The sequence below is a fragment of the Micavibrio aeruginosavorus EPB genome (assembly GCF_000348745.1).
GTDB classification, from domain to species: Bacteria; Pseudomonadota; Alphaproteobacteria; order Micavibrionales; family Micavibrionaceae; genus Micavibrio; species Micavibrio aeruginosavorus_A.
The window spans coordinates 260,300-279,022 of record NC_020812.1 but is presented as its reverse complement, the minus strand read 5'-3'; the positions used below and the strand labels follow the sequence as shown (position 1 = coordinate 279,022).

16 protein-coding genes are annotated in these 18,723 nt (G+C 55.9%); 12 read left to right on the top strand and 4 right to left on the bottom strand.

Annotated features, from left to right (window positions below):
* The first annotated feature begins 75 nt into the window (after window positions 1-75).
* The 3 genes from A11S_RS01175 (at window position 76) to A11S_RS01165 (ending at window position 4,808) form a co-directional block, all read left to right on the top strand.
* Window positions 76-1,614: a S41 family peptidase gene (locus A11S_RS01175; RefSeq protein WP_015466644.1), complete on the top strand. Its 1,539-nt coding sequence runs from the start codon at window positions 76-78 to the stop codon at window positions 1,612-1,614.
* 169 nt (window positions 1,615-1,783) lie between these two features.
* Window positions 1,784-3,328 (top strand): S41 family peptidase, encoded by a 1,545-nt coding sequence (locus A11S_RS01170; protein ID WP_015466643.1) that lies wholly within the window; start codon window positions 1,784-1,786, stop codon window positions 3,326-3,328.
* Between the two features lie 157 nt (window positions 3,329-3,485).
* Window positions 3,486-4,808 (top strand): TldD/PmbA family protein, encoded by a 1,323-nt coding sequence (locus tag A11S_RS01165; RefSeq protein ID WP_015466642.1) that lies wholly within the window; start codon window positions 3,486-3,488, stop codon window positions 4,806-4,808.
* Between the two features lie 74 nt (window positions 4,809-4,882).
* On the opposite strand, the gene A11S_RS01160 is transcribed toward A11S_RS01165, so the two are convergent.
* Window positions 4,883-6,334, bottom strand: a complete 1,452-nt coding sequence (locus A11S_RS01160) for a TldD/PmbA family protein (RefSeq protein WP_015466641.1) — start codon at window positions 6,332-6,334, stop codon at window positions 4,883-4,885.
* 248 nt (window positions 6,335-6,582) lie between these two features.
* Here A11S_RS01160 and A11S_RS01150 point away from each other — a divergent pair, with 248 nt between their 5' ends.
* The 7 genes from A11S_RS01150 (at window position 6,583) to A11S_RS01125 (ending at window position 13,357) form a co-directional block, all read left to right on the top strand.
* On the top strand, window positions 6,583-9,348 hold the full coding sequence (locus A11S_RS01150) for a M16 family metallopeptidase (protein ID WP_015466640.1): 2,766 nt from the start codon (window positions 6,583-6,585) through the stop codon (window positions 9,346-9,348).
* A gap of 56 nt (window positions 9,349-9,404) precedes the next feature.
* On the top strand, window positions 9,405-10,322 hold the full coding sequence (gene cyoE / locus A11S_RS01145) for a heme o synthase (RefSeq protein WP_051054873.1): 918 nt from the start codon (window positions 9,405-9,407) through the stop codon (window positions 10,320-10,322).
* Between the two features lie 24 nt (window positions 10,323-10,346).
* Window positions 10,347-10,472 carry a hypothetical protein gene (locus tag A11S_RS12120; RefSeq protein ID WP_014101815.1) on the top strand — a complete coding sequence of 42 codons (126 nt, stop codon included), beginning with the start codon at window positions 10,347-10,349 and terminating at the stop codon, window positions 10,470-10,472.
* Window positions 10,473-10,517: 45 nt separating this feature from the next.
* Complete coding sequence (locus tag A11S_RS01140) at window positions 10,518-11,183, top strand: cytochrome c oxidase assembly protein (RefSeq protein WP_015466638.1); 666 nt, start codon at window positions 10,518-10,520, stop codon at window positions 11,181-11,183.
* 83 nt (window positions 11,184-11,266) lie between these two features.
* On the top strand, window positions 11,267-12,142 hold the full coding sequence (locus A11S_RS01135) for a cytochrome c oxidase subunit 3 (RefSeq protein WP_015466637.1): 876 nt from the start codon (window positions 11,267-11,269) through the stop codon (window positions 12,140-12,142).
* A 65-nt stretch (window positions 12,143-12,207) separates the two neighbouring features.
* Complete coding sequence (locus tag A11S_RS01130; RefSeq protein ID WP_015466636.1) at window positions 12,208-12,576, top strand: DUF983 domain-containing protein; 369 nt, start codon at window positions 12,208-12,210, stop codon at window positions 12,574-12,576.
* A 7-nt stretch (window positions 12,577-12,583) separates the two neighbouring features.
* Window positions 12,584-13,357, top strand: a complete 774-nt coding sequence (locus tag A11S_RS01125; RefSeq protein ID WP_015466635.1) for an SURF1 family protein — start codon at window positions 12,584-12,586, stop codon at window positions 13,355-13,357.
* Here the strand turns inward: A11S_RS01125 and A11S_RS01120 are convergent.
* On the bottom strand, window positions 13,288-13,791 hold the full coding sequence (locus A11S_RS01120; RefSeq protein WP_041802314.1) for a Rap1a/Tai family immunity protein: 504 nt from the start codon (window positions 13,789-13,791) through the stop codon (window positions 13,288-13,290). The genes A11S_RS01125 and A11S_RS01120 overlap by 70 nt on opposite strands.
* 82 nt (window positions 13,792-13,873) lie before the next feature.
* Between A11S_RS01120 and A11S_RS01115 the strand changes: the two genes are divergently transcribed.
* Both A11S_RS01115 and A11S_RS01110 read left to right on the top strand, forming a co-directional pair.
* Window positions 13,874-14,806, top strand: coding sequence for a 2-hydroxyacid dehydrogenase (locus tag A11S_RS01115; protein ID WP_015466633.1), 933 nt, complete (start codon window positions 13,874-13,876; stop codon window positions 14,804-14,806).
* Window positions 14,807-14,853: 47 nt separating this feature from the next.
* Window positions 14,854-16,068: a Shedu immune nuclease family protein gene (locus tag A11S_RS01110; RefSeq protein ID WP_015466632.1), complete on the top strand. Its 1,215-nt coding sequence runs from the start codon at window positions 14,854-14,856 to the stop codon at window positions 16,066-16,068.
* Window positions 16,069-16,163: 95 nt separating this feature from the next.
* Here A11S_RS01110 and A11S_RS01105 read toward each other — a convergent pair whose 3' ends face one another.
* A complete protein-coding gene (locus A11S_RS01105) occupies window positions 16,164-17,711 on the bottom strand; it encodes a M23 family metallopeptidase (RefSeq protein WP_015466631.1) in 1,548 nt (515 codons plus the stop codon).
* Between the two features lie 465 nt (window positions 17,712-18,176).
* On the bottom strand, window positions 18,177-18,674 hold the full coding sequence (locus tag A11S_RS01100; RefSeq protein WP_015466629.1) for an invasion associated locus B family protein: 498 nt from the start codon (window positions 18,672-18,674) through the stop codon (window positions 18,177-18,179).
* Between the last annotated feature and the right edge of the window lie 49 nt (window positions 18,675-18,723).

Here is an 18,723-nt window from a genome sequence, read left to right as displayed (position 1 = left end):
TCTTGACAGTTTTTGCCGAAGCGTCCTAGGGTCGGAGAAACAAAAATTTAAAAACGACCAACAGGGATTACTGACATGCGCATCCGGGCCAAAACCCTTTCGCTGGATTTCTTTGCCGCAACGCTGGGCCTGTCCGCCGCCGGATGCAGCACCCAGCCCAACGCCCCCGCGGAACAAGCCCCGCAAAATATCAGCGCCGAAGCGCCCCCCTTTGCATACGAGCCCTTCAATGAATTGTTGAAAACCACCGCATATTATTCCGTTGTCGGGCGGGATCAGGCCAGCATGGCCGCTGGTGTTGTTGATGGCGTGCGCGCCGCGCTTGGCGATGCGTATCAAACACAGACCGACCAGCAAATCCGCACCTTGATTAACGCCACGCACACAGACGCCGCAACGCGCGAAAAAATCATTGTGGGCGGCGTCAAGGGCCTGGCCAAAATTCTCAGCCCGCATGATGCCTATATGACCGCAGAGGAGGTCGAGCAACTCTGGCGCGGCAGCCCCAAGGTCACAGGCATCGGCATTTCATTCGAAATGGATGACAAGGCGGGCGGATTGGTGATTTTTGATATGGTTGATCACGGCCCGGCCTTTAAATCCGGCCTGCATATCGGTGACATCGTCACCGCGGTTGATGGAAAACCCGTCGCCGGATTAAAAACAAAGGAGGCCCGCGCCCTGATTGTCGGGGACAAGGGCACGCCCGTCACCATGACCATTCGCCGTATGGGTGAAGACACCCCGCAGAACATCACAATTACGCGCGATACATACCGATACACCCCCACAGCGGCCAAAGCGATTGGCGATATCGGCTATGTCCGTTTGCGCGATTTTTCATCGCGCGGATCGGCCGGGGCGGTGGTCAACGCCATGGCCGCCTTGGAGCAATCAATCGGCGCGGACCGTGTGAAGGGTTATATCCTGGACCTGCGCGGTAATCCCGGCGGGTTGGTGCAGGAAGCCCGTATGCTGGTCGATGCCTTCGTCGACAAAGCGGGCGCCCCCAGCGTCGAAGTGCGCGCCCGCAATTACACCTACAGCGAAAAAACGCACCCCGGCGATATGCTTGACGGCAAACCGCTGAGCGTCCTGATTGATGATGGGTCGGCCTCCGCCGCCGAAATCGTATCCGGATCGTTGCAGGACCATCAACGCGCCACGGTCTTTGGCATTCAATCCTATGGCAAGGGATCGGTACAAACGCGCATTTCACTGGGGCGCATCTGGCCGGATCGGCATGACGCGATGAAGGTGACATCCGCCATGTATTACCTGCCCTCTGGGGCGTCGATCCAGAATATTGGCATCACGCCCGACATTCTGGTCGAAGATGTCACACCGTTATTACAGGACCATGAACGCGATCTGGACAATGTGCTGGCCAATCCGAACGGCACGGGACAACCGCTGCGACGATCCGGCGCGCATTGCCTACTGAAAAACACGGTGACCGCGCCCAGCCTGAAACCCGACTTCCGCGATTATCGTGGCCAGCCGGACCGCATTCTGCTCTGTGCGCTGGACCATCTGCGCCGCACGGAAACCCATACACGCACGATCCCGCTGCCCTCGGCCCAACCGGGACCCTATCCGGCCCCCACACCCTGACGCCCCTCTTCGTGGCTTGGGGGATGACTGAAACAGCGAAGCAAATCCCTGGCTTTGGCCGGGGATTTGCTTTTTTGAGGATCGTTTTCTTGACAGGGTTCGCCCCCCTGCCCTACCGTCATGCCTAACAAAACAAAAAACGAGAATAAAAACAGGGATATCGCATAGAATGACTTCCACAGCGAAAAAGCTTTGCGCTCTTTTTTTGGCGTCCTCCTGTGTCCTGGGCACGGGGTGCGTTTCCGTTGAAACGACAGAACCCGTTTCAAACGCGCAAAATACCGCGCCCGCCGAACCTGTGCCGACGCGCTATTTCAAATATGATTTGATGAACAGATTGCTGGATGACGTGGCAAGAGAATCTTTCGCCAATCCACAAATTGACGACATGATCCGCGGCGCGATCGACCACGTGCGCGAAATGCGCGGCCCCGACTTTGCAAACAGCAGTGACGCACAGATCAAAGCCATGATTGATGGCGAAGGCATTTTCAAGGATGAACACGAAAAAATCATTGTCGACGCCATTACTGGCGCCCTGTCCCGCGTCAGCCCGCATGATTATTACGTCACACCCGAAGAAGTGCGCGAATCCATTATCGGCAAAAGCACATTGAAGGGTATCGGCATAATTTATCAAAACGATAACCGCATTGGTGGCTTGGTGATCGAAGACACGGCCGATGACGGGCCAGCCAAAGCCGCTGGCATAAAGCGCGGCGACATTATCACCAAAGTTGAGAACACAAGCGTTGCCGGAAAATTCTACGAAGCCGCAGAAATGATCCTGGGCGAAGTAGGAACCCCCGTGACGCTGAGCATCATACCGAGGGGCGAAACGGAAGAAAAAACAATGACCCTGAAACGCAGTGTCGTGACATTCTCCTCCGTCCGTTACAACGTGATTGATAACGATATTGGATATATCCGCCTGCGCAATTTCAGCGACCTGTCATCATTCAACACCATCAACGATGCCATTCGTGAAATGAAACAGGCGCATAACGGCACCCCGTTGCGTGGATTTGTTCTGGATTTACGCAACAACCCCGGTGGACGGGTTACACTGGCCGCACGCCTGGCCAATAATTTTATCGACTCTGAAACTGGCGTTTCAGTCACCGTTGAAAATAAAAAATTCAGCTATGATGAGAAAATTACGCGCGGTGATATCCTGAATGGGGCACCGCTGGCCGTTCTGGTCAACGATGCGACCGCATCTGCCGCCGAAATTCTGTCCGGTGCCTTGCAGGATCATAAACGCGCCACCATTGTCGGCACGCAATCCTATGGCAAGGGATCGGTGCAAAGCCCGATTTATCTCAGCCGTTTTGACAAGAACCGCGATGATGCAATCCGCATCACAACGGCGTTGTATCGCCTGCCCTCTGGTGCATTTTTGCAAGGGTACGGTATCATGCCCGACATTTTGGTCGACGGGGTCGAAGCCAGACTGAAAGAACATGAACGCGACAAAGACCGCATGATCAAAAACCCCGATGCCGACAAAATCGCCTCTCGTAAGGCCAGCCAGACATGCCGCGTCCGCGATGATTTTAACACCCAGGTCGCCAATGACGATTTGCGCCTGTTCACCGGCGAGCCGGATAAAACATTGCTTTGCGCCATCGACCATTTGCGCCGCAACAGCCAATATACAATCACCCGGCCCAACACCCCGGCCCCAGACAAACTCCGCGCCCCGAATCCTTAACGCGTTGTTTTTAAATATAATTTCATCGTGCATAACCGCCCCCTAAATTTTGACATAAGGGGGCGGGCGTGCTACGCCTAAACCATCAAAAAACACGAAAAACAATGATGCCGCGCGGGTCCATGAACCGCGCCAGACGAACAACTGGGAGCCCAGAATGAAAACCACCAAACAAATGACCGAGATGACCGATACGCTGGCGCGTATTCTGGACAAGATCAAAAAGATCGACGGCGTGGATCATGCCGAAGCCAGCTATGGCGTATCCGAGGCCCGCGAAGTGGGCGTGCGCATGGGTCAGATCGAAAAGATGGAAACATCGGAATCCATGGGCGTATCCATGCAAGCCTGGATTGGCGATCAGACCGCCACAACCAGCCTGGCCAGCCTGAACCCGGACGACATTGACACCGCGATTGAATCCATGCACGCCGCGATCAAGCTGGCCCAGAAAGATCCGGAACGCCGGCCGCTGGACCCGGACATGATGGCCAAAATCCGCCACAATGACCGTTTGGACCTGTATGATCCGCGTATTCCTTCCGCTGGCGACATGCTGGACCGTGCCCGGAATGCCGAAAGCGCCGCAATGGGCGTTGCAAAAATCACCAACTCCGAGGGCGGCACCGCGTCGTGGCACAAAAGCACATTCGTATCGCTGGATACCGATGGCGTGATTTTCACAAACCGCGGCACCGTGCATTCGATGAGCGCCGTCGTGATTGCCGAGGAAAACGGCGCGATGGAACGTGATTATGATTACGGCGTCGCCATTCACGGCAGCGACCTGCCCGATGCCGCCATGATTGGCCGCAACGCCGGCGAAAAGGCCGCCGCGGCACTGAACCCGCAGAAAGGCCTGTCAGGCCGTTACCCGGTTTTATTCGCACCCGACATGGCCGCCGGGCTGCTGGGCCATTTTGCATCCGCGGTTCAGGGGAACGTCTTGCGTTACAAGCGCACCTTCATGAATCTGGACGAAGTTGGCACGCAATTATTTGCACCCGGCATTACCATCATCGACAACCCGCATCTTAAACGCGGGCTGGGGTCGAAAATGTATAACAGCCTGAGCATGGCGACCCAGCACCGCACGCTGGTTGAAAATGGCGTTCTGCGCGGCGTGTTCATGGGCCTGAAAGATTCCCGCCATTTCGGCGTGACCCCGACGGGCGGCGCATCCAATCTGACCATCGAGCCGGGCATGACACTGGCCGACATGTTTGCCGATATTAAAGACGGGCTGTATGTCACGGGACTGATGGGTCAGGGCATCAACCTGATCAACGGCGATTACAGCCGTGCGGCCCAGGGCTTCTGGATCCGTGATGGCAAAATCGCCTTCGCCGTATCCAACGTGCCCATCGCCGGAAATTTGCGCGAGATGTTCAAGCACATGGTCGCCGCCGACGATCTGGACCGATTCAAACGCAAAGTGTCCGCCCCGACACTGCGCGTGGACGGCATGACGATCGCGTAAAGCCGATCACACAAACGAAATAAAAACCCCGCCAGATGATGGCGGGGTTTTTTATTGTTCATATCCATTCAGGCTTATGACGGCTCGGTCCCACCGACGCGGATGCCGCGCAGCTTCACCGAAGGCTGGCCGATACCGACCGGAACCGACTGGCCGTCTTTACCGCATGACCCGCTCTGGGCGATTTCCATGTCGTTGCCGACCATTTCCACCAGTCCCATGGATTTCGGGCCGTTGCCCTCCAGAATGACGCCCTTGACCGGGGCAACGATTTTGCCGTTTTCGATCAGATAGGCTTCGGTGGAGGCGAAAACGTAGCTGCCGCTAACCGTATCGACCTGACCGCCGGAGAAATCGACGGCGTAGATACCGCGATCCACCGATTCAATCATTTCATCCAGCGTGTATTGCCCACCTTCCATATAGGTGGTGGTCATGCGCGGGATCGGCGCGTGTTCATAGCTTTCGCGACGACCATTCCCGGTCGGGGCCACGCCCATCAGGCGGGCATTGATTGTATCCTGCATATAGCCGCGCAGGATGCCGTTTTCGATCAGCACGTTGCGTTGCGTCGGCACACCCTCATCATCGAACGACAATGATCCGCGCGCTTCGGCGAAATCGCCCTGATCCACGATGGTCACGCAATCGGCGGCGACCTTCTGACCGATCATGCTGGTTTTGAACACGGTCGAGCCCTTGCGTGCGGCATCGCCTTCCAAACCATGCCCGACGGCTTCGTGCAGCAACACGCCGCCCCAGCCATTGGCCACAATCACCGGCATATCGCCCGACGGCGCGGCAATGGCGCGCAGGTTGGTTTGCGCCTGTTTGATCGCCTTGTCGGCCACATCGTGCCAGGATTTCGTATTGAACATACGGGTCAGGATCGTCCGGCTGGACAGGCTGCCCCGGCCGGTTTCGCGACGGCCATTTTCCTCGGCCACAACCGAGATGTTCAGGCTGCTCATCGGGCGCAAATCGTCCAGACGGGTGCCGTCCTGACGAATAATGGTGACAATATCCCAGCTGGTGGAAATGGCCGCCGACACATCGACGATGCGGGAATCCGACGCGCGTACATAGGCATCAATTTCACCCAGCAATTGGATCTGCGCCGCCTCTTCCATATCGGCCAGCGGGCTTTCACCGGTGTAAATGCGATTGGCACCATGGCCGGGCAGGGCAATTTTGCCCATCATATCCGCATGGTTGCGAATATCGCGCGTGGTGCGCGCGGCATTGGCGATGCTTTTTTCGCTCAGATTGTTCGAATGGGCATAGGCCACCGCATCACCGGCGATATACCGGAACCCGAATCCCTGATCCATAGAGGAGCTGTTGGATTGCAGTTTTCCGTCAGACCATGAAATCGACTTGCCCTGCGTCCGTTGCAAATACAATTCCCCGCCATCGGCCTTGGCCAGACCGTTGCGCACGATCTTGGTCACAGCCTCCGGGTCCATGCCCGTGGCGGCGAAGAAGAAACGGTTATTCACGGATGTGTCGAATGGGTAATCGGCCATTGGCTGTGGGCTCCCTTGCCTGCTCTTTTATTCTTATGATTATGGTTACCCCTTGGTTGTAGGGAGGTTTTCCCGGGCTGTCAAAATCTTTGGCACAATCTTTGGCCCCCTTATCCCCCGCCCCCTCAACCCCGCCAAAATCCCGGGATTTTTCGCGCCGCACCACAGATTTTTTAATGCGCATGCCCCCCGGCCATGCTAAGCAAATAGACATAATCATAAAAAGCGTAAAAAACAGGGATCTGACCATGACCAAAATCACCCGCCTGCCCAACGGCATCACCTGCGTCTGCGATTCCCGTCCCGGGACCGGCACGGTCAGCATGGCCATCGGCTTTGCACAGGGCCGCATCCATGATGCCAAGGACCAGATGGGTATGAGCGTCCTGATGCAGGAAATGCTCTGGGCCGGAACGGATGAATGGGATTACAGCGAAATTATCGGCACGCTGGAATCATGGGGGTGCCAGTTTGACGGCCATGTCGGCCGCGACAACACGGCCATCACCCTGAACGCCCTGACGCGCTATGCACCGGACGCGTTCCGGGTCATCAGCCACATGATCCGCGAGCCCCGCTTTGACACCGAAGATCTGGAAGAGGTCAAAGCGGAGATGATGGAGGACGCCACCATCAAAGTGAAAGATCCCGCCGCCACCGCCTATAACGAATATATCAAAGCCGCCTTTATCCAGCCCGGCGTGACAACCCCGAGCGATGATGAAATCAACGCCCGCGCCGCGACATACACGGTGGACCAGGTCCGCGCGCGCCATGATGCCATGCTGTCCCGTCCGGATAAAATGGTCGTATCATTTTCCGGCGATATCACGCCCGCAAAGGCCCAGCGCCTGGTTCAATCCTGCTTTGGCGATTTGAAAACAGCCGACACGCCGGAGGTGCAGGAAACACCGGACGGCCTGTTGCCCTTTATCGGCGGCGACACGCGACAGGACAACAAGGGCAAGCAATTGTTCCTGACCTTTGGGTTCCCCGCCCCCCACGCCAATGACCCGGCCCGGTTCAGTTTCTTCATGCTGGAATCGCTGTTTTCCGGCGGCATGGCCGCGCCCTTGTCGCTGGAAATTCGTGAAAAACGCGGCCTGGTTTACACGATTGATGCGGCCATGACGCCCGTGGGCAACAATTTCGCCTTCACCGTACAGACCAGCACGTCACCCAAAAAAGCCAAAGACGTTATCACCTGCACCATCGACCTTCTGGGCGATGTCGTCCGCAACGGATTTTCACAAGACGCCATGAATGCCGCCCGGTCCCGCATGGTGCGTTCGGTTCAGGCATCAACGGAAAGCGCCGCATCCGCCTGTGCCCAGAATTTGTACATGATGATGGATATGGGCCGCATCCTGACCCCGGAGGAGCTGGATATAAAACTGGCCGCCGTCACACAGGACGATGTGCGCGCCGCAGCGGCGGCGTTATTACGCGATGGCAAATACGCCCTGGCCGCCGTCGGCCCGCACAGCGCGATACCATCACCGGATGATATTCGCGCCGTCATGGCCAAACAATTGCAGGGTGTCGACATTCCCGTTCAGAACATCCACCCTGAACACAACCTTGTCACCGCCTTCGCCGCCGCGCAGAAGCGCCGCGCGACGGTGGCCACTGATGCACAAATGACCATCCTGCCCAACGGGCTGAAAGTGGTCACGGCCACACGCAGCGGCACGCTGTGCGTATCCGGCTGGGTCGGTGTCGGGTCCGATAATGAAACAGCGGACATTAACGGCATCACCCATATGATCGAACATATGATGTTCCGCGGCACGCCCACCTATGGCCCCGGAATCATCGACCAAATTGTCGAAGATAAAATGTGCGGGTCCAGCAACGCCATGACCGGGACCGACAGCACCAACTATGATTTTTCCGACCTGCTGCCCGAGCATCTGGACCAAACCGTTGATATTTGCGGTGAAATGATTTTCAAGGCGTCACTGGACGATCGCGCCTTTAACGGCGGGATTGTCGTGGATGAAACCGGACACAAAATTCGCGTGGCCGGGGAACGCGACGTCGTCCTTGAAGAAATCGGCGAATATGCCGAGGATGCCGGTTCGATCCTGCGCGATCTGACCATGACCCAGCTTTATCAAAATCAATGCTATGGCCGCCCGGTCGCCGGCACGGTTGACAGCGTCAGCGCCCTGACCACCGCACAGCTGGTGGCGTATCGTGATCAATATTATGTGCCGAACAATGTGGCCTTTGTCGCCGCCGGTCCGGTGAAACACGCGGATTTTGTGGCGCTGATTGATCGCAAATTCGGATCGATGCCCGCCGCCCCGGTTCCGGCCCTGCCCACCCCTGTCGCACACAGCGGGATCGATTGTGTCAGCATCGACGGGCTGGATCGCAGCCATTTCCAGCTTGCCTTTAATGCGGCGGCGTACAACCACCCGGATGAACTCGCTTATCAAGCGCTCAGCGTCCTGCTGGCCGGTGGTCCAAACGCACGCGTGAACGTCGCGCTGGACAAACACACCGATATCGACCCGGGTTCCGTCCTGTGCCATTTTGACAGCCTGAAAAATCTGGGCGTTCTTGGCATTGGCGGCATGGGCAAGGCCGAAGATATTTCGACCATCGTCAAAATCGCCTACAAGGAACTGCACGGTCTGAGCAAGCGTGTCACGGCGCTGGAACTGGACAGCGTCAAGGCGATGATGGAAATGGCCACCCTGTCCCAGCTGTCCACCAGCCTGGACACCTGCGGCATCTATGGGGAACAAGCCCTGCATCTGGGGGAAATCCTGAACGTGGACACGCTGGCCGGGCGGATTCAGGGCCTGACATCGGCGGATATTCGCCGCGTGGCCAAGAATCTGCTGGATGCGGCCCCGTCTGTGGTCATCATGGTGCCGCCGGAAACGGAGCCCGCCATCTTGCCCAGCTATGACGACATCCTAGCTTTCCGCGATCAAGCCTCTGTAAAACCAGAGAAAAAAGGCAAAAACGCCGGCCCGGCGGCCCCCGCCCCGGCCCCGTAAGCCCTGACCCAGCGCGCATTTGCATCCGGGTCACGTTTCGGGCTAAAAGAACGGCCATGAGTGACGTACACACTGACGCAGATCCGCAAATTTCTGATTCCACCCCCGCGAAGGACCAATCGCGGGTGCGGGATTTTTGGGCGTTGTTAAAACCCCGCGTCATGTCGCTGGTCGTCTTCTCCGGCTTTGCCGGGATGTGGGTGGCCCCCGGTTTTTCCGATATGCATCCGTTTATGATTGCCGTGGCCGTTGCGTGCCTGGCCATTGGCGCGGGCGCGGCCGGGGCCGTGAATATGTGGTACGAACGCGACATTGATACGGTGATGAAACGCACCGCGGGCCGCCCCCTGCCACGCGGCCGCATGAACCCGGATGAAGCGGTCAGCTTCGCCCTCGTCCTGTCCGCTCTGTCCGTGATGACGATGGGCGTGGCCGTGAACTGGACCGCCGCGGGCCTGCTGGCCTTTGCCAACCTGTTCTACAGCATCATTTACACCATGTGGCTGAAACGCCGCACGCCGCAGAACATTGTGATTGGCGGTGCCGCCGGGGCGTTCCCGCCGATGATTGGCTGGGCCGCCGTGACGGGGACGATTACCATTGAATCCATTGTCCTGTTCGCGCTGATCTTCTTCTGGACGCCGCCGCATTTCTGGGCCCTGTCCCTGTTCGCGAACGAGGATTACAAGCGCGCCAACATCCCGATGATGACCGTTGTCGCGGGTGAACGCAAAACCAAGATCCAGATGCTGGTTTACACGCTGATCCTGTTACCATTGTCGTTGTTGCCGACATTGATGGGATTTGCCGGATATGGCTATGGCATTGCCGCGCTGATCCTGTCGGGCTTCTTTGTCTTCACATCGATCCGCGTTTTGATGGACGATAGCCTGAAAAGCGCACGGCTGATGTTTGGGTATTCCGTCTTCTATCTGTTCGCGCTGTTCCTGGCACTGATGATTGACGCCGTTTAATCGCACGTAAAACTGGAGATCCATATGCCCCTGTCCGACATGCACAAAAAGAAAATGACCAAAAACCTGACCATTCTGGCCGCGATCATGGGTTGGGTTGCCGTGATCTGGATTATCACCATGATCAAAATCAAAGCCGGGATGCAGTAACAGCCCGCCATTCCAATCCCATGGCCCTGTGCATGGAGTACCCTTATGCCCGCATCCGATTTGCAAACCAAAAACCGCCGTATCCTGATCAGCGTTCTGGTCGTTGTGGGCGTCATGATCGGTGCGTCCTTCGCCGCGGTTCCGCTGTATAATCTGTTCTGCCGCGTCACCGGGTTTGGCGGCACCACGCAAATGTCGGCCGAGGCCCCGGACCCGTCGGAAATCGTCGACCGCACGGTCACCATTCACTTTAATACCGACACGGGCCGTAATCTGCTCTGGACCTTCAAACCGGACCAGCGTGAAGTGAAAGTCAAAATCGGCCAGCCCGCCTTGGCCAGCTTCCGACTGGAGAACAAGGACCGCGTTCCGGTCACGGGCACGGCGCTTTATAATGTCACCCCGGCCAAGGCTGGAAAATATTTTCATAAGACACAATGTTTCTGCTTTGCCGAGCAGACCATGCAACCGGGGCAGGAAACCACCCTGCCCGTCGTCTTTTTCCTGTCGCCCGAGATGGCCAAGGACCCCAATCTGGACGATGTGAAGGTCATCACCCTGTCCTACACCTATTTCAAGGCCGACACGCCCGAGCTGGACGCCGCGTGGGAGGCCTTTAATCAGGCCGATAACGGGGTTGTCGTAAAAACAGGCCCGGCGGCGGATGATTCACTGGTTGGCACCGTTGCCTTGGAACCAGAAAAGCAGTAAAAACAGAGCCGTATATCGCCCCCGGCCCAGCCGGGGTTCACGTTGACCGATTCGCTACGATTTTTCAGTAAGGACTGTTACTCATGGCCCACGACCATCACGCAACCGGAACCCATTTCGGCACCACCGGCAAACCGCACCCGTACCACATGGTTCGCCCCAGCATCTGGCCGATGGCCGGGTCTTTCGCGGCGGGCCTGCTCGCCGCCATGGTGGTGCTGTTCATGCACGAAACCAAAATCTTCGGCATTTCTCCGGGTCTGGTCGGCGTTGGTTTGGGCCTGCTGTCCGTTGTCGCCGTTATGTTCTTCTGGTGGAAAGATATTATTTTCGAATCCGTGAAGGAAAAGGCCCACACCCCGATTGCTGAAATCGGTTTGCGCTATGGCATGTCTTTGTTCATCGCATCCGAAGTCATGTTCTTCGTTGCGTTTTTCTGGGCCTTCTTCGCCGCCGCTTTGTTCCCGACCGAGGCGATTGGTTTCGTCTGGCCGCCGGCCACGATCGAAGTGATCATGCCGTTCGGCCTGCCGTTGCTGATGACCATGATCCTGCTGCTGTCGGGCTGCACGGTGACATGGGCGCACCATGCCATTCTGGAAGGCCACAACGATCAAGCGGTTAAGGCTCTGGGCCTGACGGTTCTGCTGGGTGTGATCTTCTTGTGCTTCCAGGTTTACGAATATCACCACGCCGCCTTCGGCTTCAAAGACACCGTTTACGCTTCGGCTTTCTACATGGCGACAGGCTTCCACGGGTTCCACGTTTTCGTTGGTACCGTGTTCCTGTTCGTGTGCTGGCTGCGCGCGAAAAAAGGTCACTTTGACCAGAAACACCATTTCGGTTTCGAAGCCGCCGCCTGGTACTGGCACTTCGTTGACGTGGTCTGGCTGTTCCTGTTCGTCGCCATTTACTGGTGGGGCAACACCGTCGGCGTCAACGCCGTACCGGCCCCGTAAAGAATTGAAAGAATCAAAACCCTCCCTACCACAGGGAGGGTTTTTTCCTTGAAGGAGTACACACAATGGACATGAACCCCGATACAGAATTGATGAAGCTGGCCCTGCGTCAGAAATGCCCGAAATGCGGCATTGGCAATCTGTACAAACCGGGCCTGACGCTGAATCTGGCCGATACATGCGACCATTGTGGTTTCGATCTGGCGAAAAATGACAGCGCCGACGGTCCCGCCGTTTTCCTGATTTTTATTCTCAGCTTCCTGCTCGTCCCGCTGGCCTTGCTGGTCGAGGTCTGGTTCGCTCCGCCATTGTGGCTGCATGTGATTGTATGGACCATCGTGGCACTGGCCATCACCGTGGGCCTGCTGCGCCCGATCAAGGCCTATGTCATCGCCCTGCAATACAAACACCGATCCAGCGACTGGGAAGAATAATCACGCTATGTCCTCGCTACGCCCTGCCCCATTTCGCCTTCCCTTCTGGGCCACGATCCTGACCCTTGCGGGCGTGATCGTGCTGTGTGGCCTGGGGTCGTGGCAGTTACAACGTCTGCAATGGAAAAACGACCTGCTGGCCCGCATTGAAACGGCGCGCACGGCCCAACCGCTGGCGTTGGACGCGGGTACCATTGCGCCCTTGGTCGACGAAGAGGGTCTGCTGATCCGTGGCACATTGACCGGGCGATATTTGCATGATCATGAAATCTTCCTGAAACCCCGACCGATGGGGCAAAAAACGGGTGCGCATCTGGTGACGCCGTTCCTGTTATCCGATGGCCAGACCATCGTTCCGGTTTTGCGCGGTTGGGTCAGTGATGATCCCGACACGTTTATCCAGCGCCCGGACCCGACGGTGACAATCATCGGTACGCTGCGCCACCCGACGCAGACAAATTCGTTCACACCCCAAAACCTGCCGGACCAGAATATGTGGTTCACGTTGGACCCCGCCGCGCTGGCCGCCTCCCACAATCTGGAGAATGTTGTTCCGCTGGCGTTTTATGAAGAAACCAAACGCGACGATGTGGGTTGGCCCCTTCCGGTTGAGGCGTGGCAAACACCCAACAACAATCACCTGTCCTACGCCATCTTCTGGTTCACGATGGCGGGCATTCTGATCATTATGTATGGATTGCGGTTTATCGTTTACGGACGCAAGCCGAAGGATGAAACAGCCCCAGATGAAACAGGCGGCGCCGGCAGCGGTTCAACCTGATAGCCAACGACGCCACTGGTCACGACATCTCCGGCGGCCGGGGCATAATTGTTATAGCAGGGATAGGACATCGCCATCACCTGCGCCACCATCACCCCGGCGGGCAGACGGGTCAGGGATGGATCGGCGTCCACTTCGATCTTCACCGTATCAACCAATTGTTGCGGCTTGACCATGGCATGGTCACAGGCGCTTTGGGCGTACGCCGGCTGAACCAGCATGGCTTCCGCCACGGCGGCGATATAGCCACTGCAAAAACCGGCATCAACATCATGCTTGCTGGCACAGAAGCCCATCAATGTTTGGCCCGACATGGCCGTGCGCGGCAGGTTGTTCGGCACGCCCTGCGCCCCGGAATGGGATACATGGCCGGGCAGGATCAAAGCCAACCCCAGCAAAAAGGTCAGACGGATGGATTTACGGGCAATATTCATGGTTTGTGTTCGATCCGGATGGGCATAAAGTATTTAAAGAATCACTTTGCGCATCATTCACCATCAAAAAGGAAATGACGAGATGCCGATTCTCTTTCGCCCTGTTTATTCTGTTGATAACCCGCATTGGGTTCCCGCATTGCGCGCCGGCCTGGCCGATCTGGATATGCGCATCTGGCCGGATGTTGGCGATCCATCCGACATCACGCACATGGTGGCGTGGAAAATGTTCCCGGGTGACCGCACCGCCTATCCAAATCTGCGTGCGGTTTTATCGTTATCGGCGGGTGTGAACCAATATATCGGCCACCCCGAATTCCCCCACCCCGCCAAGCTGATCCGTATGATCGAACCGGGCCTGTCATCCGGCATGGTTGATTATGTGACCAGCTACGTCCTGCGTTTTCACCGCGACCATGATCTGGTGCAGGCGGGCGGCAGCACGATCCCATGGGGCGGGATCATGCCGACATTGGCCAAGGACCGGGTGGTCGGCATTATGGGGCTGGGTGAAATGGGCGGGGCGTGCGCCCGCGCGCTGGCCGCACTGGGTTTCCGCGTTCGCGGCTGGGCCCGGACACACCACACGATTGAAGGGGTGGGCGTTTATGCCGGGCACGACCAATTGCCCCATTTCCTGAATGGATGCGACATTCTGGTCTGCCTGCTGCCACTGACGCCCGACACGGAAAACATCCTGAGCCGTGATCTGTTCGCGCAATTGCCGCGGGGGGCCAGCCTGATCAACGTCGCACGCGGCAAACATCTGGTCGAGGATGATTTGATCCCGGCGCTGGACAGCGGGCAACTGCGCATGGCGGCACTGGATGTGTTCCGCACCGAACCCCTGCCCCCCGACCATCCCTTCTGGTCCCACAAACAGATTCTGGTCACCCCGCACATCGCCGCCATCACCATTCCCGAGACAGGCGTGGCCGCCATCCGCCAGGCCATCATGATGCTGGACCGTGGCGAAGATCCGCCGGGATTGGTGGATTTTGAGCGCGGGTATTAAGAAAGATACACTAAAAGTGGGCATAGTCTAAGTTTAGGAGATTCGGATTGATTAAAATAAGAAAAAAAAAGAACTCGTTATTATTAGAATATAGCGGCGATGAAAGCTCTTGGGTTTATGAAAAAATAACCAATGAGAGCAAAGTTACGATCAGAAAGATTTTTACCTTTAAGAATCAGGATCTTCTTGCAGAAAATAAACCCAGCGATGGTAGCGAGCACGAAAATTATAACAATATATCTTTCGCTTTAGGAAAGATGGAAGGTGACTACTACAAGATCGAGGCGCGAATTTTAGGCCTGAAACACGACTTGTTTTTGGCAACAGATATGCGAATAGATCACAAGATCTTTATCGCGCATCGCGATATATCCATCTTCTCAAGAATTGATGAGCTTATCTCTGAACCAATTGTTATTGGCGGAAATAGACAGGGTGCTATTCCAATAGAAGCATTTGAAACCCTCTTGTTGAAGTTTCCAAACTCAACAGAGGTTACACATTATGCCAGATCTAGGATTTCAATGATTCTAGAAGATTATTTCGAAACAATGACCGATGCCCAAGAGAAGTTGAAAAAACACCTCCAGAAGAAGCCGCTGTCATATTCGTTAGAAAGGTCCCTTATCAGTAATATTTATGAATATGAAATTCAAAAATACGAATACATCAGAGATAGAATAGAAGAAGAGTTAGGTAGGAAAAGCACCTACTCTGAAGATAATTGGCGTGACTTAATGCTTCACTTTATTCTGCTGATATTTCCTAAATATGTTGCAGTTCTGCGAAATTTACATCTAAAAGATTTTTATTCAAAAAAAGACAAAACAACAAATCGCTATGCGGATATTGCACTGGTAGATGTCAATGGCAACATAGACATTATAGAAATCAAGCAGCCATTTGATAACTGCCTAATATCTAACAAAGCGTATCGAGATAATTTCCTTCCTAAAAAGGAATTAGCCGGCGCAATCATGCAAGCCGAAAAATACATTTTTCATTTGAACAAATGGGGAATTGATGGGGAACGAGAGATAACAAAAAAGCACGCAAACATTCTTCCTCACGGCATAGAATTAAAAATCACCAATCCCAAAGCGTTAATAATTTTAGGGCGCACCAAAGGTTTGACCGCAAAGCAAACGTTTGATCTGGAATTAATTCGAAGAAAATACTCTAATATAATGGATATCATTACCTACGACGATCTTTTGTGTCGTTTAAACAATATTATTGAAAAACTAAAAAACTCCCCATGAAAAAGATTTACCCTCGAAAATGGACCGCTTTTACCACTAAAGAAAACAAAAAAGCCCCGGGATTCACCCGGGGCTTTTTTAAAATTCATATCCACTTACTGCGCCGTTGAGGCCGTGTTGCGGGCGTAGCGCAGGGCGCGGCCGTTGGAGATATCGCGATCCATCTGCTTCACGTGGGCTTTGAACAGGCGCATTTCTTCGCCGTCCAGCGTTTCCCCCGTGGGCAGATCCAGACTGCGCGGGTTTTTCTGCACGCCATTGACCAGGACTTCATAGTGCAAGTGCGGGCCTGTGGAGCGACCGGTGGTCCCAACATAGCCAATCACCTGCCCCTGACGGACGCGGGTGCCCGGGGTGATGCCCTTGCCAAAACGGCTCATGTGGGCATAGGCGGTTTTCAGCTGGGCATTGTGGCGAATGCGGACATAGTTCCCGAAGCTGGAGAATTTTCCAGCCTTTTCAATTACACCGTCGCCAGCGGCATAGATCGGCGTGCCGGTCGGCGCGGCGAAATCCATGCCCTTGTGCATTTTGGTGTATCCCAGAACCGGGTGGCGACGCACGCCGAAGCCGGAGGAAATACGCGCCCCGTCAATCGGGGTCTTCATCAGCGTCTTACGGATGGACCGGCCATTCGGCTGGAAGTAATCCACGCGCCCTTCCGTCGTTTCATAACGATAGAGCGGAATGTCGATGCCGCTGACGGACAATTGGGTGTACAGGACATCGCCCGTTTTCACGCGCTGGCCGTCTTCGGTTTCGTATGCTTCGTAGGTGATTTCGATTTTGTCGCCCTGACGAATGTCACGCTGGAAGTCGACGTCCCAGGAATAAATCCGGATCGCTTCGTTCACAACCGCCGACGGGATGCCCGCCTTGGCCGCCGCACCAACAACAGACACGGAAATATCCGCCGCCTGGGTGTAAAGCTTTTTGACGACTTTCTTCTCGCTGACATCAACCTTGAACCCGGCCTCTTCGGTCGGTGCGCGGGCGACGGTGATGGTTTTCAGCGCATCCATCGCCATGCTGACCTGCGCCAGCGGTTTCACATCGCCTTCGCCCTGATCAAAGCGAACCTGCAACACCTGACCCGGACGGATCGAGCGCGGGTTCACATGCTGCTTCATGGCCTGCACCACGCCATAGGCGTCTTTATCGGACAAACCAGCCTGCAACAACGCCCCCGTCAGGGTGTCGCCGGGGGCGATTTTAACTTGTTTTTCTTTCGGCGCGAGAGTCGCGGCACGGTTGATGGCAACGGTCTGGCCCGGGTCCATCGTATAGGACGCGGCGGTGTAGCGTTGCAGACGTTTCTGCGTCGCGGCCAATTGGGTCACCAGACCTTCTTCACCGTCCTGACGATCCCCGCCGGCGGCCGGTTCGAGGGTGGCATAGGCCTGGGCCGCCAGTTCAGAGGACACACCGCGCGCCGGATTGCCCACGGCCGTGAAAACCAGCCCCATCACCACCACGGCACAGACCGGAGCCGCGACATAGCGCAGGCGCACCGTATTATGGCGGGTCAACACATGGCGGTGACGCAACGGCAAATAACGGTTCAAACGGTGCAAGACATCTTGCACCGCAACGGGCGGGATGATGGACAGGATTTTATTCGAGCGTTTTTTAAGCTGTGGCATTGGGTCAAGATCCGATCCCCTTTGTGTCACGCGCCGTCACCGACGCAAAATCCGACACAGCGGGAACGCGTTCTATCCTCCTGGTTGGTTGGGATCGGTCGCCAGATCAGGAGCCAAATGCCCCAAAACGCGACGGATACGTATGACCCCAAATCGTTAACACTTCATTAATTTCGCCCCTCAGAGTTAGCATAGCGCCGGGGGGCGAACAACCGCTTTATAATGACGTTAACCCTTTTATCCAAAGGGCTTTTCCGTGTCAGGCCGCCCCAAAACGGCCCCAAAATTGCCTTATTTTCCTATCTTATCCACAACGCGTTAACAAAATGATGGGATTGGATAAAATGCTGTCTAATTTCAATGGCTTGCACCGCAACAGGCCATAAAAAAGCGCGGAAAACCGCGCCTTTTTAGCCAATTTTATTTCAAGAGGATTCTTATTTCGCACAGGCCTCATTGATCGCATCATGCGCCGCGCCCGATCCCTTCAGGATGAACGTATCGGTGGTGGAAAAAAAAGCTGGACCGCCCCTTGACCACCATTTTGGATCCCTTGCGGATGGCCGTGGCAATCTTCTCATCCGTCGCGGCATCCGGGGCCCAGGCCGTGTCATCCTGCGAGAACAGGGTGAAAGACTGGCCATCAATCGTCACGGTCACATCACTGCCCGGCTTGTATTCATAGCCAGCGATATAGCTGAAAACGTTACGGCTGCCCTCGGCCGGGCGGTGCGTGATCAGGGCGAAGATTTCGCCACGGCGGTTATACTTGCCCTCGGCCTTGTCCGGCTGGGCCGCCATATAGCAAACCTTGCCCCCGGTTTCGTCAATGCGATAGGCCGTCCAGTTTCCGTGGACACCCAGCTCGACCGGGTTTTGCGCCTGCGCCGCCGGAGCGGCAAACAGGATGACCGCAACCGCGGCCAGCGAAAGGAAAAACGAAGAAGATCGGAGCATCGGCATGATTGAAAGCACCCTTTGCCTGCATTGGGCATTCATTGGAAGATCAGGA